Below are 23116 nucleotides of genomic sequence, written 5' to 3'. Positions count from 1 at the left end.
GATCAGTAGACGCTGTCGCTGTTCGCGGTCACGTCATCCTCGGTCACCTTGCCCCACAGCACCTTGTAGACCCAGGCGGTGTAGAGGAGGATGAGCGGCATGAAGATGACCGTCACGACCAGCATGACGAAGAGCGTCAGATGCGATGACGAGGCGTCCCAGACCGTCAGCGACGATTTCGGATCGACCGACGACGGCAGGATGAACGGGAACATTGTCAGCCCGACCGTCGAGATGACGCCGAAGATGCCGAGTTTCGACCACAACAGTGTCGAAACCTCACCGCCACTGCGCAGCCCGCGTATGGCCATAGCCATGCCGATGAAGCCCAGCGCCGGAGCGATCGCGATCCACGGACGGGCGCTGTAGGCGGCCAGCCAGCTGCTTTCCCTCGAAACTTCGGAATGCAGCGGATTGGATGGGCCGTCGGCAACGACAGCGCCGACGATCGCATAGCCGTCAACGCCGAAGGCCAACCACACCCCGGCCAGCGCGAAGCCCGCCATGGCGATCAGCCCCATGACCGCGCCGATGGTGCGCGCGCGATCGGCGATCACGCCTTCGGTCTTCACCGTCAGCCATGCCGCGCCATGCATCAAGAGCATGCCGAAGGAAACGAGGCCGACGAGGATAGCAAACGGGTTCAACAGGGCGAGGAACTTCCAGTAGAACGTCCCGTCATAGATCGGCATCAGATCTTCGGTGAGGTAGAACGGCACACCCTGAAGGACATTGCCGACCGCGACGCCGAAGATCAGCGCCGGCACCGCGCCGCCCACGAAGAGTGCCCAGTCCCAACTGGAACGCCATGCGGCGCTTTCGCGCTTGGATCGGTATTTGAAGCCGACCGGCCGCAGGATGAGCGCCGCGAGCACGGCGAACATCGCGAGGTAGAATCCGGAGAACGAGACCGCATAAAGCGGCGGCCACGCGGCGAAGATGGCACCTCCGCCGAGAATGAACCAGACCTGGTTGCCTTCCCAGACCGGACCCACCGTATTGATGACGACACGGCGTTCATTGTCGGTCTTCGCGACGAAGGGCAGCAACGCGCCCACGCCCATGTCGAAGCCGTCGGTCAGTGCGAAGCCGATCAGCAGGACGCCGAGCAGCAGCCACCATATGACGCGCAGAAGTTCGAAACTTAACAGATCGTGCAAAATCATGGGTCTTACTCCGCTGGCACCGCACCCGGCACATTGCCGTCATGGGTGCGCAATCGATGTTCGTGACGCGCAATCCAGCGGTCGGTTTCCTCGACGTCCTGGAAAGGCCCCTTGCGGATATATTTGAGCATCAGCCCCATCTCGATGATGAAGAGTATCGAGTAGAAGGTGACGAAGCCCGCCAGTGTGATCAGCAGATCCCCGACGCTCAGATGCGAGACCGAGAGCGCCGTCGGCAAGACGCCGTCCACTGTCCATGGCTGGCGACCGAACTCCGCGACAAACCAGCCCAGTTCAGCCGCGATCCAGGGCGCTGGAATGATCGCCACACCGAAATAAAGCGACCAGCGCGGAAACTGCATTCGCTTGAACGAGGCCAGGTAGAAGAAATAGGCCATCACCGCGATGAAGGCGAAGCCGAGGCCGACCATGATGCGGAAGGCCCAGAACAACGGCCCGACAGTCGGAACCGTGTCTTCCGCGGCCTGTGCGACCTGCTCGTCCGTCGCCTCCCGGGGGTCGTCGACATAGCGCTTCAACAGCAGCGCGTAACCGAGGTCGTCGCTGTGCGTCTCGAACCGGTCGCGGATGTCCTGGGCGACTTCACCCCGGTCGGCACGGATCGTCATCAGCGCATCATAGGCAATCATTCCGGAACGAATGCGGTCCTCGGACTCGTCGACGAGTTGGGCGATACCCGGAATGACCGTATCGAGCGACCGTGTGCCGATCAGCCCCATCACCCAGGGAATATGGATCGCATATTTGGTCTCGCGCGCTTCCTGGTCGGGAAATCCGATCAGGGTGAACGAGGCCGGTGCAGGCTCGGTCTCCCACATACCCTCCATTGCCGCGAGCTTCATCTTCTGGTCGTGCGTGGTCGTGTAGCCGGACTCGTCACCGAGCACGACGACCGAGAGAGCCGACATGAGGCCGAAACTCGCCGCGATGCCGATCGACCGGCGCGCCAGCTCGATGTGCCGCCCCTTCAGGAGATACCAGGCCGAAACCCCGAGCACGAAGACAGACGCCGTAACGTAACCGGCGGAAACCGTGTGCACGAATTTCGCCTGTGCGACGGTGTTGAACAGCACCTCGTAGAACGACGTCATCTCCATGCGCATGGTCATCGGGTTGAACTCGGCACCGACCGGGTTCTGCATCCAGCCATTGGCGATGAGGATCCACAATGCGGAGAAGTTGGAGCCGATGGCGACCAGCCAGGCAACGACCAGATGCGCCACCTTGGAGAGCTTGTCCCATCCGAAGAAGAACAGGCCGACGAATGTCGCCTCGAGGAAGAAGGCCATCAGGCCCTCGATCGCCAGAGGCGCGCCGAAAATGTCGCCGACATAATGGCTGTAATAGCTCCAGTTCATGCCGAACTGGAATTCCATGGTGATCCCGGTGGCGACACCGAGAACGAAGTTGATCCCGAACAGCGTGCCCCAGAATTTCGTCATCTGCCGCCAGATGGGACGGTCGGTCATGACGTAGACCGTCTCCATGATAGCGACGATGATCGAGAGGCCAAGCGTGAGCGGGACGAAGAGGAAATGGTACATGGCCGTCATCGCAAATTGCAGGCGAGACAGCTCAACGACATCAAGCTCCATCTTTCGGTCCTTTCTCAATTAAACATGCATCTTGTTTGCATGTTTATGCCACCCTCATCGCAATTGGCCGGCCGCGCGGCATTGATGCAAATCAAATCGCGAGTGGGGCGGGTGTCCTTTGCGGCAGGATTTCGCAGATACGGTCGGCGAATTGCCGCTCGGCCGTCCGGTGCGAGGCGAGCAGGATAGCGGCCTCGGGCAGGTAGTCCCGGACGCCTGACAGGACCTCCTCCGCCGTTGCGCGGTCCAGTCCCTCGGTCGGTTCGTCCAGCAAAAGAAGGGCGGGTCGGCGCAGGATCGCGCGGGCAAGCGCCAGCCTGCGGCTTTCGCCGCCGGAAAGCCCGGCGCCGGATTCGCCCAGCCGGCTGTCGAGGCCGCCGCGGTCTTTGATCACCTCATCAAGGCAGACGGCCTTCAAGGCCGCCCAGGCCTCCGAATCCTCGAGCTCGGGCTTTGCCAGTGCAAGCGCCTCGCGGATCGTGCCGCTCAGGAGAGCGCTTCGCTGCGGCAACAGTGCGACCGTGTCGCGAAGTGCCGCTTCGTCCCAATCCCGGATGTCTCGCCCGCATATCTCGACCACACCGCCAGTCGCGGGGGCCATGCCGGCCGCAAGGTGCAGGAGCGTCGTTTTGCCGCCGCCGCTTGGACCGACAAGCGCCACGATCTCGCCGGCCGTGACGTCGAGGCTGAGTTCCGCGATGACCGGCGTCTCGGCGCCCTCATGGGCGAAGCCGACATCGCGCATGACGAGCGCGGTGGGGCATCCGGCAACCGCGGAAGTTGCCGTTCCGGCCCGTATCTCCGGCTTGCTTTCCAGCAACCTGTTCACCCGTCGCGCCGCATCGGTCATGCGGCCGATCTCGCTCATTCCGCGCCTGAGCGGCATCAGGATTTCGGCAAGCGCGAGTGTGGCGAAAAAACCGAGCGCGGCCAGCGCCGGATCGATCGTGCCCTGCCTTGCGAGCAGCGCTCCGATCAGCAGCGCGCCTGCTGCCGCGGCATATTCCGTCGTCGACAGGATGAACCCGCCGGTACGCTCGATCCGGTCGTTTTCCGTCTTCGCGTCGCGCATGCGCCGTTCCGCCGTCCGGACATGGGCCGCTTTCGCGTCCAGCCTGCCGAACACGGCGAGATCGGTACGGGTGCGAAGCAGGTCGACGAAACGGGTGCGGAACGCGTTGAGCGCAAGCTGGCCGCTGCGGGAGGCATCGCGTGAACGCAGTGCGACGAAGACGAGCGCCAGAATCGTTCCGGGACCGTATCCGGCAAGGAGCCAGATCACCAGGGCGGGGTCGACCAGGAACCACAACACGGCGGCCGTCAGCGCCAGGGCCGAGGCCGCCGCGATGATCGGAATGAAGAGCCGCAATGCGATTCCGTCCAGCGCATCGACGTCGCGTGTGATGCGATTCAACTGTTCCGATGCGCGAAGAGCGGGAAGGCGGATGAAAGGAGCCTTTGCCATCGCCTCGAGCAGTCTGACGCGCAGTCGCGCGAGGCTGTGCAGCGTCGCGTCATGGGTCAGGATGCGTTCGCCGTAGCGCGCGGCGGTGCGTCCAAGGGCGAGGAACCGGACACCGGCGCTGGGGCGGAACATGTCGAAGGCGATGCCGATGCCCGCCAGTCCGGCGGCTCCGGCCGCGGTGATGAACCAACCGGAAAGGCCGAGCAGCGCGATGCCGGCGATCAGAACGACGATCGCGAGCGCCGTGCCGCGCAAGAGCGACCACCAGTCCTGCGACCACACATGGCGGATGATCGGCACGAGGTGCTTCATGTCCCGGCCTCCAGATCGATAACGCGGTCGAGCCGTTCGGCGAGCGTCATGTCGTGGGTCGCAACGATCAGCGTCGCGCCGCGTGCGGCGAGCGTCAGCAGCCCCTCGGTCACCGCGTCGGCGGTTGCGATGTCGAGATCGGCGGTCGGTTCGTCGGCCAGCACGATATCCGCATTGGAATAGAGTGCGCGTGCGATCATCAGCCGCCGCGCTTCGCCGCCTGAAACGCCGTGTCCGGTTTCGCCGAGCCGGGTGTCGAGCGCGCGGGGCAGCGCCTTCACGATCCCGTCCGCGGATGCGTGGGCAAGCGCCTTGTCGAGGCGCGCGTCGTCCCGGTCGGCTGCGGACATGATCAGGTTGGCGCGCAGGCTCTCATTGGAAAAATGCGGCATCTGCCCGATCCAGCCAAGTCGCGCCCGCCATGCATCGGCGTTGTCCCCGTCGAGCGTGTGGCCGGCCGCTTCAATGACGCCCTGATGGGCCGGCGCGAGACCGGCAAGAAGTGCGAGCAGCGTCGTCTTGCCGCTGCCGCTGCGCCCGGTGATCGCGACCGTTTCGCCGGGCCGGATCGCAAGGTCGGGAAAGCGAATCTGCCGACCGGCCGGTGTCTCCCAGGCCAGCGACCGGGTGGTGACGCTTGCGGGGCCGGCAAGCGCCGAACGGCTCGTGCCTTCGCCGAGCATGTCGACCGCGGCCTCGTCTTCCATGTCGGCGAGTTCGCCGGTGACGGCCAGGGCCGCCGCCTTGTCGTGCCACGCGGCAGCCAGATCGCGGAGCGGCTGGAAGAAATCCGGCGCAAGCAGAAGGAGGAATATGCCTTCGCCCACGGTCAGTGGTGTCGCCCAGGCCCCGAACGGGATTTCGCCAATCAGCGCGAAGCCGACATAGACCGCGACCAGCGCGACGCCTATGGCGGCAAACAGTTCCAGCACGGTCGATGACAGGAAGGCAATGCGCAGAACTTCCATGGTCTGGCGACGCAGCCGGTCGGCCGCCGCCTCGAAATCAGTGACGGTGCGCCCCACCGCATCGAGCAGGCGCAAATCCGTCAGCGCGCGGATGCGTTCGAGGAGCAGTGCGTTCATGCCACCGATCTCCTGCATCTGTTTTTCGCTCGCATCGCGTGCCGCGAGCCCGACCAGCGCCATGAAGACGGGGATCAACGGTCCGGCGACCATCAGGATGACGCCGACGGCCCATGAGAGGGGAAAGGCGACCGCCAGGATCGCCAGAGGGACATATTTCGTCCGCGCCATCGCCGGTGCGTACCGGGTCACGTAGGGTGCGACGAGATCGAGCTTGTCGGCGGCCAGCGTCGCGATTTCCGCGGAGGAATAGCGTCCCGCAAGGACGGGCGAACGGCGGCTTCGCGCTGCCAGCAATCGATTACGTTCAAGCGAGACGGCCTCGTCGGAGGCGGAGAAGGCCAGCCCGGACGCATATGACGAGAGCCCGGCGCGCGCGACACCCAGCGCGAGGAAGACCGCGCTCGTGCCCCAAGGCCCGAGAAGCGGGCTCTCGCCCACGATCAGCGCTGCGAGCAGGGCCGCGACGCATGCCGCCTGCGGAAGCCAGAGCAGCGCGGCGAGAACGGTCAGTCCGGAAGCCGCCGAAAGCCTGCCCGTTACCGGCGTAAGCAGGCCGGCAAGCCGGGCTTCCGCAACCGCCTTTCGGCTTGCATCGTCTTCACTCATCTCGCGCTGCATGTATTAAGATGTATCTCGGATACGTAGTTAAGCGCGCAATTGGCGATTCCAAAGGCAGCGGTCGAACATGTCGCACCCGGCCGTCGTCAGTCCGACCTGCCGGTTTCAAGATGTGTGAATCGATCAGGCGAAATCCGCGGTCGGCGTATTTCCGGAAGCGCTCAGAGTGACAGCCGCCGCTCCCTCGCGCCGCCACGCCGTCGTGGTTTCGGCAGGGCGAGATCAAGCGGAGCAAGCGGATTTTCGAGCGACTCGATCAACAATTGGCAAAACACCGCGACGGCCGGGTCGGTGCGCATGATGGGCTTCGCCGTCGCATAGGCGCGGATTGCCGCCGTCCGGTAGCAGGCGTCCGCCGGTAGCCATCCAAGCCACTGCATGTAGCCGAGTTGGCCATATTCCTTGGCCCGCTCGGGCGATTCGGTCTTCGATTGCAATTGTTGAAGTGTGAGATCGATGCTCATGGCGCCCTCCGCGCAAAATGCGGGCGCGCGGAAAAGGCAATGCGGGCAGGCGGTCAGGCCGTTCTGTCACGAATACATCCTTTCCGGGCACCCCGCCCGTCGTTGTCGTCGATGCGTGGCAGGTCTCCTGGCTCGCGGGTCACCGCCCTTTTCCGGCCTTCCCGGGACATTCGTCCCAGTGGCGTTATCGGACGCGGGCTCGCCGCTTACAGTTGCGGGGGCAGCTCCGGCCTAGCGTCATGCGCACCGGATTCCCATCTTCGCCGGCGATGCGAATCGCCGGAACCACACACAATATATGGTGATTATCCACTGCCGCCTGTCAACTGGTTGAGGTTCATTCGCTGCGCTGACGAGAGCCATCGACGGCGAGGCAACTCCATTTCTGCTTCGCGTCCCAGGAGCCGGAAGACCTGCCGACCCGAACCGGACAGCTTTCCCGGTCCTCTGCCGACCGAAATCGGCGATACCGAACCCGTCAGCTCGTCGCGAAGACGTCTGCGAGTGACGGCTCGTTCTCATCGCGGTCAATGAGGTCGAGGCCGGAGTGAAGGTCGACGATATGACTGTTCATGATCTCTTCGGCCACCGACTGGTCGCGGCGCAAGAAGGCATCGAGAAGGGCGTGGTGCGAATGGCTTTCGCAAGCCGTGTCCGGGCGTTTCCAGTAGAGCGCGATGATCAGCGACGATCGCGAAACCAGCGAGTGAAGGATCTGGGTCAGAACTTTCTGATCGGCGATCTCGGCGATGGCGAGGTGGAACGCGCCCGACAGCGACAGCGCCAACCCCATTTCGCCCTTTGCGAAGGCATCATGTTCGGCGTCGATGTGACGCTGAAGGCGGGCGAGCGCCTCATCGGTCATCGCTTTCGCGGCCATGCGGGCGATGCGCGGTTCGATCAGCGTGCGCGCCTCGAACACCTCATGCGCCTCGCGGATCGTCGGCCTCGATACGAAGGCGCCGCGATTGCGCTCGATCGTCACGAGACCGCCATGCGCCAGCGCCTGCAGGGCGGTCCTCGCAACCGTGCGGCTGACGCCGAACGTGTCGCCGACCTCGTCCTCGGACAGCTTCGTGCCGGGGCGAATGCGGTGGCGCAGAATCGCGCCCTCGATCTGGTGGCAAATCTCCAGCGCCCGTCCCGGAGGAAGGGAGTAGGTGCCGTTGATCACACCAGGATTCATCTGAGGTCGGTTCCCCGAATTGGATGTCGGTAGAGCTTATGCCGGAAGCCTTGAGATACGCCCGTGGAGCGATTCAATCAACAGAAAAATCATATACAAAAATTGCGCAAGTTGTATCCGACATGCTTAAATATCGGGCACATTCTGAAATTGGAATGTGGAAGGAGTAATTATAGCGTTTTAAAATCAGATAGTTAATAGATTTTCGATTTCTGGCACAGCGATTGCAAGGCTTCGCGCAGATGCGCAAGGAGCCTGCCAATGTCCGATAAGTCGGCGCTTGAACTTGTCAGCCTGACAAAACGCTATGGCGACACGATCGCCGTCGACGCGATTGACCAGAAGATACCGGGCGGAACCTATACCTGCCTGCTTGGCCCGTCCGGATGCGGCAAGTCCTCGACGCTGCGCATGATCGCCGGCCACGAAACGGCGTCATCGGGCGATATCGTCCTCGACGGGCACAACATCACCGATCTGCCGCCGGCGAAACGCGGCACGGCGATGATGTTCCAGAGCTACGCGCTGTTCCCGCATCTCAGCGTCACCGAAAATGTCGCGTTCAGCCTGAAGATGAAGGGTGTCGACAAGGGCACCCGGCAGGAACGCGCCCGCGAACTGCTGGAACTCGTCGACATGTCCGCCTATGGCGAGCGCCTGCCCGAACAATTGTCCGGCGGCCAGCAGCAGCGCGTCGCCCTTGCCCGCGCTCTGATCACGAAGCCGTCCATCCTGCTCCTCGACGAGCCCCTGTCCGCGCTCGATCCGTTTCTGCGACTGCGCATGCGCACCGAACTGAAACGCCTGCAGCGCGAACTCGGCATCTCCTTCATCCACGTCACCCACAGCCAGGACGAGGCGCTTGCGCTTGCCGACCACATCATCGTCATGAATGGCGGGCTCATCGAGCAGGACGGCAAGCCGCAGGAGGTCTTCGACGCGCCGCGTACGGAATTCGTCGCGCGCTTCATCGGCGGTCACAACATCATGGCGGGCGAGAGCGGCAAGCTTGCTGTACGCGCCGACCGGATTTTCCTGCATCAGGAGCAGACCCCCGATGCCGCGCTGTCGGCCGTCGTGCGCGCGGTCGAATATCTCGGCACAAGCGTCAACGTCGCCGTCGAGGCGCCCGATACCGGCGAGTTGAACGTGACCGTTGGCGACACGGCATTCTTCGCCAATCCCATAGAAATCGGCCAATCCGTCTTCCTGTCGTGGAAGCCGGAGGATGCCCACTCGCTTGCGGCGTAAGCCGCAAAGGGCCTGCGGCCTGCGGTCGCCGGCCAGCCACTGGAAGGGAAAAGGAGCCCCCACCATGAGCATCAAACAGGAAAAGAAGGGCGTCAGCCGACGTTCTGTTCTCAAGGGCGCTGCCGCCACCGCCGGTGCGGCTGTCGGTTCCGGCGCGATCACCGGATTTCCGACCATCTGGGCGCAGAACATCAAGGACGTGACGCTGCGCCAGTTCGGCACCGGCGTCTCCAACCTCAATGACGTTGCCCAGAAGGTGAAGGAAGACCTCGGCTTCACGCTCGAAATGACGGCGCTCGATTCCGACGCGGTCACGCAGCGTGCGGCGACCCAGCCCGACTCGTTCGACATCGCCGATATCGAATACTGGATCTGCAAAAAGGTCTGGCCGACAGGCAACCTGCAGGCGATGGACGTGTCGAAGATCAAGAATTACGACAAGATCGTCGGCATCTTCAAAAGCGGCAAGCTGACCCCGGAAAGCGAAATCGCCCAAGGCACCGCGCCGCACACGGTAGGCTTCATTCCCGAGCCGGGCGCCACGACTTTCGCCGACGAGCAGACCAATTGGATGACGCTCATCCCGACGATCTACAACGCTGACACGCTGGGTATCCGTCCCGACTTGATCGGTCGTCCGATCGAGAGCTGGACCGAGCTGTTGAACCCCGAGTTCAAGGGCAAGGCGTCGATCCTCGATATCTCCTCGATCGGCATCATGGATATGGCCATGGTCTGCGAGGCGATGGGCGAGATCCAGTATGGCGACAAGGGCAACATGACCAGGGAAGAGATCGACAAGACCATGGCGATCTTCACCGAGGCCAAGAAGGACGGTCAGTTCCGCGCCTTCTGGAAGACATTCGACGAGAGCGTCAATCTGATGGCCTCCGGTGAGGTGGTGATCCAGTCCATGTGGTCCCCGGCAATCACCGCTGTGAAGTCCCGCGGCATTCCCTGCGTCTACCAGCCGCTGAAGGAAGGCTACAGGTCCTGGGGCGGTGGCATCGGCTTGTCGAAATCGCTTTCGGGTCTCGAGCTCGATGCAGCCTACGAGTACATCAACTGGTACCTTTCCGGCTGGGTCGGCGGCTACTTGATGCGCCAGGGCTACTACTCCGCGGTGCCGGAGACCTCCAAGGAGTTCATGAGCGAGAACGAGTGGGGCTACTGGTTCGAGGGCAAGGAAGCCACGGACGTCATCACCAGCCCGACCGGCGACAAGTTGGCCGAGGCCGGCGAAACGCGCGATGGCGGATCGTTCTACGACCGCATGGGGTCGGTCGCCTGCTGGAACGCCGTCATGGACGAGAACCAGTACATGGTTCGCAAGTGGAACGAGTTCATCGCGGCGTAACGCGATGAGATTGCGGCGCTCCGGTCTTCCCTATGCCGGGGCGCCGACAAAACTGCCGAACGCGAAACCATGTCGGATCTGACGCAAACCATGGCACTCGAAGCCCAAACTTCCGCACCGGGGAAGGCGCGCAAATCGCTCGGTCTCTCCGACACCTTGACCGGCTGGCTGCTTTCGCTGCCGCTGACGCTGGTCCTGTTCTTCTTCCTTGTGCTGCCGATCGTGATGATCGTCATCGTCAGTTTCTGGGGCGCGACCGAATTCTCGATCTATCCGGCTTTCCAGTTCGACAATTACGAATTTCTGCTCACCTCGCCCGTGACCTATTCGGTGTTTCTCAACACCATCAAATACGCCGTCGTCACCTGGGCCATCACGCTGGTTCTCGGCTTCACGATCGCCTATTTCCTGGCGTTCCACGTCCGCACGCTGACATGGCAGATCGTACTCTTCCTTCTGTGCACCATCCCGTTCTGGACATCGAACATCATCCGCATGATTTCGTGGATTCCGTTCCTCGGACGTAACGGCATCGCCAATTCGGCGCTGATCTCGATGGGAGTGATCGATGAACCGCTGGAATGGCTGCTTTTCTCCGATTTCTCGGTGATCCTCGCCTTCGTGCATCTTTATACGCTGTTCATGGTGGTGCCGATCTTCAACACCATGATGCGCATCGACAAGTCGCTGATCGAGGCCGCCTACGACAATGGCGCGACGGGTTTCCAGACACTCAACAACGTCATCATCCCGCTTACCAAGCCAGGCATCATGATCGGGTCGATCTTCGTCGTCACGCTGGTGATGGGCGATTTCATCACGGTGCGTTTCATGTCCGGCAGCCAGAAGGCGAATGTCGGCCGGCTGATCTCCAACGACATCGCCCTGCTGCAATATCCGTCAGCGGCGGCCACGGCGGTCATCCTTTTGATCACGGTCCTGATCGTCATCGGGATATTGCTGCGCTTCGTCGACATCAGGAAGGAGCTCTGAGATGGAAAAAAGGCCTCGCTCCTTCTACGTCATGGCCGCTGTCTTCGGCGCTTTCCTGATCTTCCTTTACGGCCCGACGGTCACGATCGCGATCCTGTCCTTCCAGGGGCCGCAGGGCGGTCTGACCTTCCCGATGCGGGGCGTGTCTGTGCACTGGTTCCACGAACTCTTCCAGCAGCAGGCGGTCGGGGATATCTGGGGCTCTTTCGCGCGGTCCTTCGTGCTCGGCCTGATGGTCATGGTAACCACCGTCGTCGTCTCCGTGATGGGCGGTCTCGCCTTCCGCAAGCGATTTCCCGGCTCTGGCATCATCTTCTACCTGATCATCACCTCGCTGGTGATTCCGTCGATCCTGATCTCGCTTGGTGTCGGCCTGATCTTCTCGCAGTCCGGCCTCGACATTCACTGGTCGACATCGGGCTACGGTTCGCAACTGACCTGGACGCTCCCCTTCGGGCTCCTGATCATGTTCGCGGTCTTCAATCGCTTCGACAAATCCTACGAGGAAGCGGCGCGCGACCAGGGCGCAACCGCATGGCAGACCATCTGGCATGTCGTCCTGCCGATCATTGCGCCGATGCTGATCGGCGTGGCGCTTTTCGGCTTCACGCTCTCCTATGACGAGTTCGCGCGGACCCTGCTGACGGCGGGCAGCTACAACACGCTGCCGCTCGAAATCTACGGCATGACCACGAATGTCACCACGCCGGTCATCTTCGCGCTCGGCACGCTGACCACGGCATTCTCCCTCGTTATCATCGCCGTGTTCCTTGTTACGGTGGTGATCATGAACCGCCGGCGAGCGCGCCAGGGCTCGGATGCGGGCCAGGGCATGGTTTGATGCACATTCTCGTCATCAATCCCAATTCGACTGCGGCAATGGCGCGGTCGATCGGGAAGGCGGCGCAGGACGCCGCACGGGGCGAGACACGGATCACGGCGATCAATCCGACCGGCACGCCGCCCGCCATCCAGGGCGCCGAGGATGGCGCGGCCGCCTTGCCGGGCCTGTTCCGCCTTTTCGATGCGGAGGTCATCGAAAAGGGGGGCTACGACGCCTGCGTGATCGCCTGCTTCGACGATACGGGCCTGATGGCCCTGAAACGCCGGTCGCCGATTCCCGTGATCGGGATCGGGGAGGCGGCGTTTCACGCTGCGATGCTTGTCGGCGAGAGCTTTTCGGTCGTGACCACGCTCGGCGTATCCGTGCCCGTGCTCGAAGCCAATCTGGAAGCCCATGGATTCGCGTCACGCTGCCGAAAGGTTCGCGCCTCCGAAGTGCCCGTGCTGGAACTGGAATCGGCGAAGGATGATTCCCGCGATATCATCGCCGCGGAAATCGCGCGGGCCGTCGCGGATGACAATCCGGATGCGATCGTGCTTGGATGCGCGGGCATGGCCGATCTCGCAAAGACATTATCCGACCGCTTCCGGCTGCCTGTCATCGACGGCGTGGCGGCTGCGGTCGCCTTCGCGGAAGCGCTGCGCGCGGCCAATGCCGACCGCTGGGCCGGCCCGGATCGTGGAGACCGCGTGGCATGAAGGGCCTCGATATTCGGCCTGCCAGCCTCGACGAGTTCGCGGTCGCGGTCGAATGGGCGGCGCAGGAAGGCTGGAATCCCGGTCTCGACGATCTTGCAGCTTTCCACGCAGCGGACCCGAAGGGGTTCCTGATGGGCTTTGACGGCGGCGAGCCTGTTTCGTCGATATCCGTCGTGCGCTACGGCATGGATTTCGGCTTCCTCGGTTTCTATGTCGTCCGGCCCGGACATCGCGGGCTGGGTGCGGGCATGGCGACCTGGAATGCCGGCATGGCGCATCTGGGAGATCGCGTTATCGGGCTGGACGGGGTGGTTGCGCAGCAGGACAATTATCGCAAAAGCGGTTTCGTCCTGGCGGGGCGCAACATCCGCCACACCGGCGTGCCGAAGCGAATGCCCGTCCGCTCGCCAGGCTGCGAAATCAGGCCGGTCCGTGTGGCCGATCTTTCGGCGCTTGCCGCCCATGACCGGGCGCACTTCCCCGCCGACCGGGACGCCTTCGTGACCGACTGGGTCTTGCCGGCGGACGGCACGCAGCGTCAGAGCCTCGTCGCCATCGATGACGGCCGGATGGTCGGGTACGGGACGATCCGCACATGCCGGACGGGCTACAAGATCGGCCCGCTTTTCGCCGACAGACCCGAAATCGCGGAAGCCTTGTTCGCCACGCTCGTGGAAACGATGCCGGGGCAGGCAGAAGTCTCGCTGGACACGCCGGAAGACAACGCGGCCGCAGTCGCGTTGGCCGTGCGCGCCGGCCTTGCGCCAGTGTTCGAAACAGCCCGCATGTATCGGGGCCCCGATCCGCACCTCCCGCTCGACCGGATTTTCGGCATCACGACATTCGAACTGGGCTGATCCGGCACAAGACGACACCGAATTGTCAGGCGTGCACGACCTGAAGGTCCGGCAGTCCCCAGCACTGGACGCCCATGTCATGTGCCATGGCCGCAAGCCCCTCGGTCTCGATTTCGCCTTTTCCCCAGACCGGGTGAACGTCTCGAATGACCGGGCTCTCCAGCCCGTAGCGATATGGAGGGAAGATCAGCCCGTCGCGGTGCAGGTCGGCGCGGACGAGGAGAACGGTTCCGCCGACGCTCTCGATGCGAACCGGCCGCCCACGCCCACGCAACCTGTCCATGTGGGCCTTTCCGCCATTCGTCCACGCATTGCGATCGAAGCTCGGGCCATACTTGGCCGACAGTTGTGAGGTTTCGTACATCGCCATATCGGAAGACCGAAACCACTTAATCGGGGGAGGGGCGCACGATCTGGCGCCATCCGACAGGAGGTTCGGCACGAGGGGATTTTGAGCATGCGGCGGGTCGGAGAGTTTGAAAATTCAAACAAACGTTTGACACACAAATGGGGCTTCGTTAACGTTCAGCTGCGTGAAGAGGATCACGCTCGACAAACGAACATTTTTGGGAGGAATCTATGCGCGATTCAAAGGGCAGCGCCGGCGTATCTCGCCGCAGCGTACTCAAGCTCGGCGGCGCCGGCGTCGCCGGAGCGGTTTTTGCACCGCATGTCGCCAGGGCGGCGACGGGCATGGCCGATACACTCATCTTCAAGTGCCACGGCACCGGGTCCGGCAACATCATCGCCACCGCGGTGGCAGATGCGCTGCAGAAGACCACATCATCACGGGTCAGAATCTCTCCCGCGGCCAATGGTGTGGCTCTTGTCCTGCCGTTGAAACTCGGCGGGGCCGATTACACCTTCGCGGCCAACGAGCTGTTCTTTGCGTCGGAAGCCGCCTTTGAATTCGGCACGCGCGACTGGGGCGGGCCGCAGGATCTGCGCATGGTGCTCGCGCCGCCGAAAGCCTTGGCGCTCGCCAGCGCGAAAGACGCGAATATTTTCTATCCCAAGGACCTGAAGGGCAAGCGCGTCGGCTATGTGAAGGGTAGCCCGTCGGTGAATGTGAAGACGGATGCCTATCTCGCCTTCGCGGGTCTGACGCGCGATGATGTCGAGGTGGTCTGGCTCAGCAATTCGTCGGTCGGCTCCAAGGAGGGGTTGATCAACAACCAGATCGACGCCGTCACCTACACGACCAACTCTCCCGCCATGAAGGAAGTCGAGCTTTCGTCGCGCGGCCTGCGCTGGGTCGAGTTCCCGCCGGACGACAAGGAAGGCTGGGCGCGCCTGCAGGCGATCATGCCGGCGATCACGCCGCGTCACGACACGAATGGCGAGGCGATGTCGAAAGAGAATCCGGTCGACATCATGGGTTGGAAGTATCCGCAGGTCGCCTGCTACGACTCGCGCGACGCCGACGAGGTATACGCCTTCATCAAGGCGCTCGATGAATCCTACGACATTTACAAGAATGCGCATCCCGACATAGGCAACCTTCATATCTCCAAGGCAGGTCATTCTCCGGCGGACGTTCCCTTCCACGAAGGCGCGGTGCGCTATCTCGAGGAGAAGGGTGTCTGGACGGACGAAGACCGCGCCTGGCAGGAAAAGCGCCTCGATCGCCTCGCGAAAGCCAAGGCGAAGTGGAATGCGGCGACGGAGGCTTTTGGTCCCTGGCTCGAAGAGAAAAAGGCTGCCGGCTATACGGGCAGTGATGACGAAGCCTGGGCCGAATTCTGGGAAGCATATCGTACGAGCTAGTCCCAAGACCGGCTGGCGCCCCGCTGTCGGATAGGCGGCGGGGCGCGACTTCAACCTTCGAAATCCGCCGCGACCGGCCAACCCTGCGTCAGTTTGGCATGAGCCCGGGCGGGCTTTATCGCGTGGTCACTGTGCTCCGGGCAGGTAAGCATGCCAGCCGGAGTCCGTAACGCACAGGATTGTGAAATTGGAATCAGCAGAATTCACTTTCGAGGCGCAGGAGCGAAATCTTCGGCGTGTCCCGGACATGATCGCGCTATTCATGGGTGCGGCCGGGATACTGGTCGCGCTCAATCACATTCTTGGGCTCCGGATAATGGGCATCGTCCTGGTGGAGAACGTTTTTCTCTATCTTGAGATGGTCCTGTTCCTTTCGATCACCTTCCTCCTCTACCCGGCAAGAAAAACGGCCAGCGGCGCCGTTCCCTGGTATGACTGGCTGCTTTTTGTCTGCTGTGCAGCGACCTGCGGCTACCTGGCGCTGAATGGCGAGAACATCGTCAATCTTGGCTGGGTCTATCGCTCGCCGGTTGCGGCGACGGTGGCGAGCGGCCTGTTGTGCCTGCTTGCGCTCGAGGCTGTGCGCCGCGTCGGCGGCACGGTTATCCTTGTGGTCTGCGCGATCTTCGGGGCCTATCCGATCATCGCGCACGTCATGCCGGGCTTTCTCTGGGCGCCGCGACTGGATGTCGGCACGGTGCTGCGCGAGCACGCTCTTGGCGCCGACAGCATTCTCGGCCAGCCGATCAGGGTTGTCATGACCGTCCTCATGGGGTTCCTGATTTTCGGCGCGTCCCTGATCGTCACCGGCGGCGGGCGTTTCTTCATGGACATCGCCATGGCTCTGCTCGGGCGCACGCGCGGCGGCACCGCCAAGGTGGCGATCATGTCCAGCGCGCTGTTCGGCTCGCTGAGCGGAAGTGTGCTTTCCAACATCGTGACAACCGGGCGGCTGACGATCCCCGCGATGCGCAAGGCGGGTTATCCGGCGACCTATGCCGCCGCTGTCGAGGCTTGCGCCTCGACGGGCGGTACGCTCATGCCGCCTGTCATGGGCGCGGTCGCCTTCATCATGGCGGACTTCCTGCGGGTGTCCTATGTCGAAGTCGCGATCGCCGCGCTGGTGCCCTCGATCCTGTTCTACCTTGCCTTGGTGTTGCAGGTGGACATGTTCGCCGCGCGCAAGAAGCTGACGGTTCCCGCGATGGAGGACCTGCCGAGTGTGTGGGAGGTGCTGGGACGCGGCTGGCATCATCTCGGCGGGCTCGTTCTGCTGACCTACCTTCTGATCGGCATGCGCCTGGAAACTTACGCGCCCTATTATGCGACGGTTTTCGTCGTCGGCGTGTCGCTGTTGCGCCGCCAGATCGGTTTGCTTGACCTGTTGAAGCTGGTCCGGGAGAGCATCCGGACGATCGTCAATATCTTCGCCATCCTGGCCGGCATCGGCATGGTGATCGGGGCGTTGACCTTCACCGGCGTCGGCGCGGCCTTTTCGCGCGAACTGATCCTTTTCGGTGGCAACAACACGCTTCTCCTGCTCGGTTTCGGCGCGATCACCAGCTTCATTCTCGGCATGGGGATGACGATCACCGCATGTTATCTGCTGCTGGCGACGATCCTGCCAAGCGCGCTGGTCCAGCAGGGGCTGGACCCGATGGCCGTGCATCTGTTCATCCTGTACTGGGGCATGCTGTCTTTCATCACGCCGCCCGTCGCACTCGGTGCGATGGCCGCGGGTAGCGTGGCGGGCACCAAAACCATGCCGGTGGGCTTCAAGAGCATGCGGATCGGCGCGATTCTGTTCGTGCTGCCGTTCATGTTCGCGCTCAATCCCGAACTGATCCTGCATGGAGAGTTCATCGACTGCGTCGCGGCCGTGGTCACGGCATGCATCAGCATCGTGCTGATCTCGCAGGCGATGGAGGGCTGGGCCTATCGTGTCGGTCCGATCCGCATGGTGCCGCGCGCGCTCTTCCTGTTGGCGGGCGGCATGCTGCTGAGCCCTGGTGTGTTCACGGATTCGGTCGGCGGTGCCGCCGCCGTGGCCGGCTTTGCCGCGGCCTGGTTCGGCCGTGCGCGCGCCGAGACGCAGAAACCGGCTGCCGAGGCCTGAATTCCTCGGGGCCGACACAAACCATGTCAGCCTGTTCAATGCCGGCGGCGAGAGCCGCCGGCATTGTCATGTCAGCCGATTTCCATCGGAAGATCCGGATCCTGCACCCATTCGTTCATCGATCCGTCATAGACGCTGACATCGTTGTATCCGCACGCCTGAAGCGCAATCGCGACGCAGGTCGCCGACACGCCGCCGCCGCAATAGCAGATGACGGGCTGGTCCCGCGAAAGTCCCGCGCCCGCCGCCATGTCGGCGATGTCATCGATCTCTCGGAGGATGCCTTCCTTCGGATCGAGCAGGGCGTTGGCCGGAATGTTGATGCTGGACGCAATGCGGCCGAGCCGGCCGTGATTGGTCTCGTTCGGATCGCCGCGGAACTGGCCCGGCGGCAGTGCGTTGACCAGCGCCGCGCCGGAGCCGTCGATCGCGGACAGCACCGCGTCCTTGCCGACGAAGTGCGTGCCGGCCGGCCGGACGGTGAGGTTTCCCGGGGCGTAGGACCGTGCTTCGCTGGTCATCGGGCGATCCTCGCGGAGCCATTTGGGCAGCCCCCCGTCGAGGATGGAGGCGTTGGTGAAGCCGATATCCTGGAGCATCCAGAGGACGCGCGTTGCCCACATGTAATGGGTCGCGCTGTAGAGCACGACTTCGGTGCGGTCGCTGACGCCAAGCGCCGCCATCGCCGCCGCGAAGTCCGCGCGTTTCGGCATGGTGAAGCGCAGCGGGCTGTCGGGATCGGAAATGTCCTTCTCGATATCGACATGGTTCGCGCCCGGGATATGGGCCCGGGCCCATTCCTCGCGCCCGCTTTCGACGCGGAAAACGGTCTCCGGGTCAGGCCGGAGGTAGGCCGTGCAGTCGTAAATCCGCAGGCCGGGGTCGGCCAGATTGTCCTCGAGCCACGCGGTGCTTCTGGCGGGCAAGCGCCCGTTTGTGTTCGACATCGTCTCTCTCCCTCGCGTCCATCGCTGTCTTGTGGCGATGAAAATTAATACAAACGTTTGTTTACATATCAATCACAGTTTTCTATCATCGATCAAGGCCCGGCGCGGTGCTGCGGTAGCGTTTTCGGCCGGGAGTGTTTTGGGAGGAAACCTTCGCTTGAATATCTTTCAGACATTGAATTGGCATGCGCTCCGTCGGCCCGGGAAACTGGCTGTTCGCGATCGGAGCCGAAGCTTCAATTTCGGCGAGCTCGCCGAATACATCTACGGCATTGCCGTCAGGCTTGACGGAGACGGCGTCGGTTTCGGCGATCGGGTTGTCATCCTCGTCGACAACTGCATCGAAACGATCGCGTTCCTCCATGCGACCGCTCTGAACGGTTGCATCATGGTTCCGGCGAATACCCGTTACTCCGCCGACGAACTGCGTTTCCTCATCGACGACTCCACGCCATCGCTTGTGTTGTGCGGGGAGGAATATGCTCCGCTTCTTGCGGAGGCGCTTTCGGGGATGGTCAATCCGCCCCGGGTCGAGGAGATACGCTCCTATTGCGAAACGCCGTCGCCGCAGGCCGTCGCTGACTGGCGCGCTGCGCGCAACTACGAGCAGGTTCAGTATGGCTGCATTTCCACGGATGACGTGGCGATGCTGATCTACACGTCCGGCACCACGTCACGTCCCAAGGGCGCCATGCTCACGCACGGAAATCTCGCCTGGAATTCGATCAACTACATCATGGAAAGCGAGTTGCGGCCGTCGCATTCGGCAGTCCTGGTCGCGCCGCTTTTTCATATTTCCGGTTTCGGTGTCCTGCACGGTCCGCTCCTCCATGCGGGAGGGGCGCTGTACATCGTCGACAGGTTCTCGACCGAAGCGGTGCTCGACGCGATCAGGAGCTTTCAGCCGAGCCACGTCTTCCTCGTGTCCGCCATGTGGGTGAAGGTGACGGAGGATCCGAGTTTTCTCGGCGAAACCTTCCCCGGCACCACATTCGTATCGACCGCTGCCGGTCCTCTCAGCGAGGAGCGCCAGGAAAAGATTCGCGCCCGTTTCCCGAATGCTGAGTTCGGCTGGGGTTACGGCATGACGGAAAGCTGTGTCACGACCATCAAGTCGCAGCGAACCGAAGAGCTGGAAGGCCACGCCGGTACCTTGGGATATGGCTGGCGGCATGTGCGCTATCGCCTTGTCGATGAAGACGGGACCGTGCTCGACCCGATCGGCAACAGCGGGGAGCTTCAGGTCAAGGGCCCCGTCGTGTTCAAGGGCTACTGGAACAACGAGGCGGCGACCAGCGAAGCGATTGTGGACGGCGGCTGGCTCAAGTCGGGCGATTTGTTCCGTTTCGATGAAGACGGATTCGCCTATTTCGTCGGCCGCTCCAAGGACATGGTCAAGACCGGAGGCGAGAATGTTGCCGCCCAGGAGGTCGAGCAGGTCGTGATCCGGTGTCCCGGCATCCGCGACGCCGCCGCCTTCGGCATTCCGGACGATCATCTGGGCGAGATGCTGTGCGTCGCCGTCGAAACGACCGAAAATGCCTCTCTGACCGAGGAAGAGGTCCGGGATTTCTGCCGATCGCAGTTGGCCGGCTTCAAGGTGCCGAAGCGGGTCCATTTCGTGGATGCGCTGCCGCGATCGTCTTCCGACAAACCCCAGAAATTCAAGCTGACGGAAATGTTCAAATGAGCCCGAATGCGGAAGAACTGAAGGAGCGTTCCACCGAACTGGTGCGCCTGCTGCGCCTGAGGACGGAACCGATTGGACTGAAGCTCTTCGAGAGCCGTGAAGAGATGATGGAGACGCCCGGCCTGCGGCTGAAAGTCGGCGGGCGGCGGCTGACGACGTGCCAGCTCGTCAGCCAATGCCGCATGATCGGCTATACGCTCGGGATCGTGTCCGATTCCGTGATCCGCAATTCAACCTGTTCGGACGTGATCGGGCTCGCAGCGGCCAGCGATGAGCATCTTTCGGGAGAGCGCATGAACGGTGTGTGGTTCGGCAATCAGGAAGCCGCGCGTTTTCATCAGGACCAGATGCCGCGTGTCGAAAAGGGGCGCTACCAGGGACTTGTGGCATCGCCGGTGGCGAAAGCCCGCCTGGATCCGCCGGACACGATCCTGCTCTACGCCAGTCCCGCGCAGATGATCCTGTTTATCAACGGGCTCCAGCGCAACAATTATCGTCGCATCGAAATGAGCATCACCGGCGAGAGCGCCTGCGCGGATTCCTGGGGGCAGGCGCTGGCGAGCGGCCGTTCCTCCCTTTCGATTCCGTGTTTCGCCGAAAGGCGCTTCGGAGGTGTCGCGGATGACGAGATGCTGTTCGCCTTGACGCCGAGTGATTTCATCGAGGCGATTGTCGGCCTCGCCGAACTCGAAAAGGTCGGCATCCGCTATCCGATTCTACCCTACGGTACCGGGATGGATCCGGCAGAGGGCCTTGGTGTGAGCTACGATTGACCATTTTCTCGCGGCTCTGGGGCCGCGATACCAATTTGTATTTTTGGAGGATTGAATGTCGGGAGACAAAATCGCCCTGGTGACAGGTGCGGCCAGCAATATCGGCAAGGCCACGGCGGAGGACCTTGGTCGCGACCACACCGTTATTCTTGCGGACGTCGTGGATACCACCGAACTCGCCAAGCGGATCGGCAACGGGGCCATATCCGTGCGTGGCGATGTGTCGAATGCAGAAGACTGCCGTCGGTGGATCGATACGGCTCGCCAGGCCGGCGGTCTGCACGTCCTGGCGCATGCGGCGGGGATCACCCGCGAAACCGTGCCTGCCGGCGAGATCAAGCTGTCTGACTGGGAAGACGTCATCCGTGTCAATCTCACCGGAAGCTTCCTGTTGATGCAGGCGGCGATGGACCTGCTCGTCGACACTGCACCCTCCAGCGTGGTGCTGATCTCGTCGCGGGCAGGGCAGGTCGGTGCATCGGCACACGGGGTCAATCCGGTGGCGACCAAACCGCATTATGTCTCGTCAAAGGCTGGCGTGATCGCCATGACCAAGTCGTTCGCCATGGAACTGGCGCTGAAAGGGGTTCGTGTGAATTGCGTCGCGCCGGGTCCGATCGAAGGGCCAATGATTCCGCGCGAGAAGTGGGATGCTCTCAGCAAGGTCGTTCCGCTGGGTCGTCTTGGCCGTCCCGAGGACGTCGCCGCCGCCATCCGCTTCCTGGCCGGCGATCAGGCTGCCTTCATCACCGGGCACACGCTGAACGTCAACGGCGGCACCTACATGCAGTGAGCGCTGTTCCCGCCGGCTTGGCCGGCGGGTTCCCTCATTGCGAGGCGATGGCCTAACCGGTCTCCATCGGCAGGTCGGGATCCTTCGCCCATTCGTTCATCGAACCGTCATACACGGACACATTGTCGTATCCGGCCATCAGGAGCGCAAATGCGTCCCCGGTCGCCGAAATGCCGCCGCCGCAATAGCAAAGCACGCGGTCTTCCTTTCCGATTCCGGCTTCCTCGAATAGCTTTCGCAAATCGTCCGTGCCGTGAAACGTGCCGTCGGGCTGCTTGATGAGGTCGAAGGCGTTGAGGTTGATGCTGGAGGCGATCCGGCCGCGTCGACCGTGGCTGACATCCGACTCGCCGCGGTGCTGATCCGGCGGTAGCGCATTGACGATAATGCAGCCGGGTGCGTCGATCGCGGAGAGGACTTCTCGCCTGTCGCAAAATGCCTCGGGGCGCGGGCGGGCAGTGAGCGTTCCGGGTGTGTAGAGGCACGGCGCGTTCGACACCGGCTTGTTCTCGCTCTTCCATTTCTGGAAACCGCCGTCGAGGACCGCGGCATTGTCGAAACCGATCGCCCGGAGCATCCACCAGACCCGGGTCGCCCACATGATCTGGCCTGCCGCATAGAGCACGACCCGCGTATCCTCCGATACGCCATAGGCGGCCATGCGCCGTGCGAACTCGTCCGGCGGCAGCATGGTCAGGCGCAGACTGCTGGTCTTGTCCGACAGCGCCTCGGGGATGTTGAGGAACCCGGCGCCCGGAATGTGTTCGTTCCACCAGTCGCTTTCGCCCGTAACCTCGCGAAACGTCGTTTCCGGATCGCGCGCCAGATAGGTGCTGCAATCGAAAATCCGGATGTCCGGATCGTCCAGGTGATCCAGCAGCCAATCCGTCGAGACGAGCGGCGGGATCGGGTTCTTGGTTTCGTTATTCAAGCTTTCTCCTCCATGCAGAAACGTAAAAATTCATACAAACGTATGGAAATCACGAGAGTTTTCTATATCAGCAAAACCTCGCCTAAAATCATTATATCATCGCCATTTAAGGAAACAAAGATGTCAAAAATTAAAACAAACGATTGATAGAAAAATATCCCTCTGTTAGCATCCGGCGCGGCGC

General features: G+C 62.5%; 20 protein-coding genes and 1 riboswitch. Of the genes, 11 read left to right on the top strand and 9 right to left on the bottom strand.

Annotation, left to right across the window (positions count from 1 at the left end; all coding sequences use genetic code 11):
- Positions 1-2 precede the first annotated feature (2 nt).
- The 6 genes from cydB to ACQK2M_RS21015 all read right to left on the bottom strand — a co-directional run bounded on the left by cydB (position 3) and on the right by ACQK2M_RS21015 (position 7915).
- Positions 3-1166: a cytochrome d ubiquinol oxidase subunit II gene (cydB, locus tag ACQK2M_RS21040; RefSeq protein ID WP_425419420.1), complete on the bottom strand. Its 1164-nt coding sequence runs from the start codon at positions 1164-1166 to the stop codon at positions 3-5.
- A 5-nt stretch (positions 1167-1171) separates the two neighbouring features.
- Complete coding sequence (locus ACQK2M_RS21035; protein WP_425419419.1) at positions 1172-2782, bottom strand: cytochrome ubiquinol oxidase subunit I; 1611 nt, start codon at positions 2780-2782, stop codon at positions 1172-1174.
- Between the two features lie 91 nt (positions 2783-2873).
- Positions 2874-4559, bottom strand: coding sequence for a thiol reductant ABC exporter subunit CydC (gene cydC, locus ACQK2M_RS21030; protein WP_425419418.1), 1686 nt, complete (start codon positions 4557-4559; stop codon positions 2874-2876).
- Entirely contained in the window at positions 4556-6253 is a 1698-nt protein-coding gene (cydD, locus tag ACQK2M_RS21025) for a thiol reductant ABC exporter subunit CydD (protein WP_425419417.1), read from the bottom strand. The genes cydC and cydD overlap by 4 nt, the downstream gene beginning before the upstream one ends.
- 173 nt (positions 6254-6426) lie before the next feature.
- Positions 6427-6729, bottom strand: coding sequence for a hypothetical protein (locus ACQK2M_RS21020; protein ID WP_223476171.1), 303 nt, complete (start codon positions 6727-6729; stop codon positions 6427-6429).
- Positions 6730-6829: 100 nt separating this feature from the next.
- Positions 6830-7034: riboswitch (cobalamin riboswitch) on the bottom strand.
- 173 nt (positions 7035-7207) lie between these two features.
- A complete protein-coding gene (locus tag ACQK2M_RS21015; RefSeq protein ID WP_425419416.1) occupies positions 7208-7915 on the bottom strand; it encodes a GntR family transcriptional regulator in 708 nt (235 codons plus the stop codon).
- 261 nt (positions 7916-8176) lie between these two features.
- On the opposite strand from ACQK2M_RS21015, the gene ACQK2M_RS21010 reads away from it, so the two are divergent.
- From ACQK2M_RS21010 to ACQK2M_RS20985, 6 genes are all read left to right on the top strand, one after another.
- Entirely contained in the window at positions 8177-9166 is a 990-nt protein-coding gene (locus tag ACQK2M_RS21010) for an ABC transporter ATP-binding protein (RefSeq protein WP_425419415.1), read from the top strand.
- Between the two features lie 64 nt (positions 9167-9230).
- Complete coding sequence (locus ACQK2M_RS21005) at positions 9231-10523, top strand: ABC transporter substrate-binding protein (RefSeq protein WP_223476168.1); 1293 nt, start codon at positions 9231-9233, stop codon at positions 10521-10523.
- A 69-nt stretch (positions 10524-10592) separates the two neighbouring features.
- Positions 10593-11516 carry an ABC transporter permease gene (locus ACQK2M_RS21000; RefSeq protein WP_425419414.1) on the top strand — a complete coding sequence of 308 codons (924 nt, stop codon included), beginning with the start codon at positions 10593-10595 and terminating at the stop codon, positions 11514-11516.
- Position 11517: 1 nt separating this feature from the next.
- Positions 11518-12357, top strand: a complete 840-nt coding sequence (locus ACQK2M_RS20995) for an ABC transporter permease (RefSeq protein WP_425419413.1) — start codon at positions 11518-11520, stop codon at positions 12355-12357.
- On the top strand, positions 12357-13058 hold the full coding sequence (locus ACQK2M_RS20990; protein ID WP_425419412.1) for an aspartate/glutamate racemase family protein: 702 nt from the start codon (positions 12357-12359) through the stop codon (positions 13056-13058). The genes ACQK2M_RS20995 and ACQK2M_RS20990 overlap by 1 nt, the downstream gene beginning before the upstream one ends.
- Positions 13055-13915: a GNAT family N-acetyltransferase gene (locus ACQK2M_RS20985; RefSeq protein ID WP_425419411.1), complete on the top strand. Its 861-nt coding sequence runs from the start codon at positions 13055-13057 to the stop codon at positions 13913-13915. Before ACQK2M_RS20990 ends, ACQK2M_RS20985 begins: the two co-directional genes overlap by 4 nt.
- Positions 13916-13940: 25 nt before the next feature.
- Here ACQK2M_RS20985 and ACQK2M_RS20980 read toward each other — a convergent pair whose 3' ends face one another.
- Positions 13941-14279, bottom strand: a complete 339-nt coding sequence (locus ACQK2M_RS20980; protein WP_425419410.1) for a hypothetical protein — start codon at positions 14277-14279, stop codon at positions 13941-13943.
- Between the two features lie 215 nt (positions 14280-14494).
- Between ACQK2M_RS20980 and ACQK2M_RS20975 the strand changes: the two genes are divergently transcribed.
- Positions 14495-15682, top strand: coding sequence for a TAXI family TRAP transporter solute-binding subunit (locus ACQK2M_RS20975; RefSeq protein WP_425419409.1), 1188 nt, complete (start codon positions 14495-14497; stop codon positions 15680-15682).
- A 187-nt stretch (positions 15683-15869) separates the two neighbouring features.
- Positions 15870-17798 carry a TRAP transporter permease gene (locus ACQK2M_RS20970; protein WP_425419408.1) on the top strand — a complete coding sequence of 643 codons (1929 nt, stop codon included), beginning with the start codon at positions 15870-15872 and terminating at the stop codon, positions 17796-17798.
- A 71-nt stretch (positions 17799-17869) separates the two neighbouring features.
- On the opposite strand, the gene ACQK2M_RS20965 is transcribed toward ACQK2M_RS20970, so the two are convergent.
- A complete protein-coding gene (locus ACQK2M_RS20965; protein ID WP_425419407.1) occupies positions 17870-18745 on the bottom strand; it encodes a sulfurtransferase in 876 nt (291 codons plus the stop codon).
- A 37-nt stretch (positions 18746-18782) separates the two neighbouring features.
- Here ACQK2M_RS20965 and ACQK2M_RS20960 point away from each other — a divergent pair, with 37 nt between their 5' ends.
- From ACQK2M_RS20960 to ACQK2M_RS20950, 3 genes are read left to right on the top strand one after another with little or no spacing between them, the layout of a single operon-like run.
- Positions 18783-20435 carry a class I adenylate-forming enzyme family protein gene (locus ACQK2M_RS20960; RefSeq protein ID WP_425419406.1) on the top strand — a complete coding sequence of 551 codons (1653 nt, stop codon included), beginning with the start codon at positions 18783-18785 and terminating at the stop codon, positions 20433-20435.
- Entirely contained in the window at positions 20432-21208 is a 777-nt protein-coding gene (locus tag ACQK2M_RS20955; RefSeq protein ID WP_425419405.1) for a DUF169 domain-containing protein, read from the top strand. Before ACQK2M_RS20960 ends, ACQK2M_RS20955 begins: the two co-directional genes overlap by 4 nt.
- Positions 21209-21263: 55 nt before the next feature.
- Entirely contained in the window at positions 21264-22001 is a 738-nt protein-coding gene (locus ACQK2M_RS20950; protein ID WP_425419404.1) for an SDR family NAD(P)-dependent oxidoreductase, read from the top strand.
- Positions 22002-22053: 52 nt separating this feature from the next.
- Here ACQK2M_RS20950 and ACQK2M_RS20945 read toward each other — a convergent pair whose 3' ends face one another.
- A complete protein-coding gene (locus ACQK2M_RS20945; protein WP_425419403.1) occupies positions 22054-22932 on the bottom strand; it encodes a sulfurtransferase in 879 nt (292 codons plus the stop codon).
- Positions 22933-23116 lie beyond the last annotated feature (184 nt).

It is taken from the genome of Oricola indica (assembly GCF_965227485.1).
GTDB classification, from domain to species: domain Bacteria; phylum Pseudomonadota; class Alphaproteobacteria; order Rhizobiales; family Rhizobiaceae; genus Oricola; species Oricola indica.
This window is presented reverse-complemented; position numbering and strand designations above follow the sequence as displayed.

Excerpts from the sequence above, each read along its gene's own strand:
- ACQK2M_RS20955 (WP_425419405.1), top strand. The coding sequence starts at position 20,432 with ATGAGCCCGAATGCGGAAGAACTGAAGGAGCGTTCCACCGAACTGGTG.
- ACQK2M_RS20985 (WP_425419411.1), top strand. The coding sequence starts at position 13,055 with ATGAAGGGCCTCGATATTCGGCCTGCCAGCCTCGACGAGTTCGCGGTC.
- ACQK2M_RS21020 (WP_223476171.1), bottom strand. The coding sequence starts at position 6,729 with ATGAGCATCGATCTCACACTTCAACAATTGCAATCGAAGACCGAATCG.
- ACQK2M_RS21015 (WP_425419416.1), bottom strand. The coding sequence starts at position 7,915 with ATGAATCCTGGTGTGATCAACGGCACCTACTCCCTTCCTCCGGGACGG.
- ACQK2M_RS21000 (WP_425419414.1), top strand. The coding sequence starts at position 10,593 with ATGTCGGATCTGACGCAAACCATGGCACTCGAAGCCCAAACTTCCGCA.
- ACQK2M_RS20995 (WP_425419413.1), top strand. The coding sequence starts at position 11,518 with ATGGAAAAAAGGCCTCGCTCCTTCTACGTCATGGCCGCTGTCTTCGGC.
- ACQK2M_RS21005 (WP_223476168.1), top strand. The coding sequence starts at position 9,231 with ATGAGCATCAAACAGGAAAAGAAGGGCGTCAGCCGACGTTCTGTTCTC.
- cydC (WP_425419418.1), bottom strand. The coding sequence starts at position 4,559 with ATGAAGCACCTCGTGCCGATCATCCGCCATGTGTGGTCGCAGGACTGG.
- ACQK2M_RS20950 (WP_425419404.1), top strand. The coding sequence starts at position 21,264 with ATGTCGGGAGACAAAATCGCCCTGGTGACAGGTGCGGCCAGCAATATC.
- ACQK2M_RS20975 (WP_425419409.1), top strand. The coding sequence starts at position 14,495 with ATGCGCGATTCAAAGGGCAGCGCCGGCGTATCTCGCCGCAGCGTACTC.
- ACQK2M_RS21035 (WP_425419419.1), bottom strand. The coding sequence starts at position 2,782 with ATGGAGCTTGATGTCGTTGAGCTGTCTCGCCTGCAATTTGCGATGACG.
- ACQK2M_RS20960 (WP_425419406.1), top strand. The coding sequence starts at position 18,783 with ATGAAAATTAATACAAACGTTTGTTTACATATCAATCACAGTTTTCTA.
- ACQK2M_RS20990 (WP_425419412.1), top strand. The coding sequence starts at position 12,357 with ATGCACATTCTCGTCATCAATCCCAATTCGACTGCGGCAATGGCGCGG.
- cydD (WP_425419417.1), bottom strand. The coding sequence starts at position 6,253 with ATGAGTGAAGACGATGCAAGCCGAAAGGCGGTTGCGGAAGCCCGGCTT.
- ACQK2M_RS20980 (WP_425419410.1), bottom strand. The coding sequence starts at position 14,279 with ATGTACGAAACCTCACAACTGTCGGCCAAGTATGGCCCGAGCTTCGAT.
- ACQK2M_RS20965 (WP_425419407.1), bottom strand. The coding sequence starts at position 18,745 with ATGTCGAACACAAACGGGCGCTTGCCCGCCAGAAGCACCGCGTGGCTC.
- ACQK2M_RS21010 (WP_425419415.1), top strand. The coding sequence starts at position 8,177 with ATGTCCGATAAGTCGGCGCTTGAACTTGTCAGCCTGACAAAACGCTAT.
- cydB (WP_425419420.1), bottom strand. The coding sequence starts at position 1,166 with ATGATTTTGCACGATCTGTTAAGTTTCGAACTTCTGCGCGTCATATGG.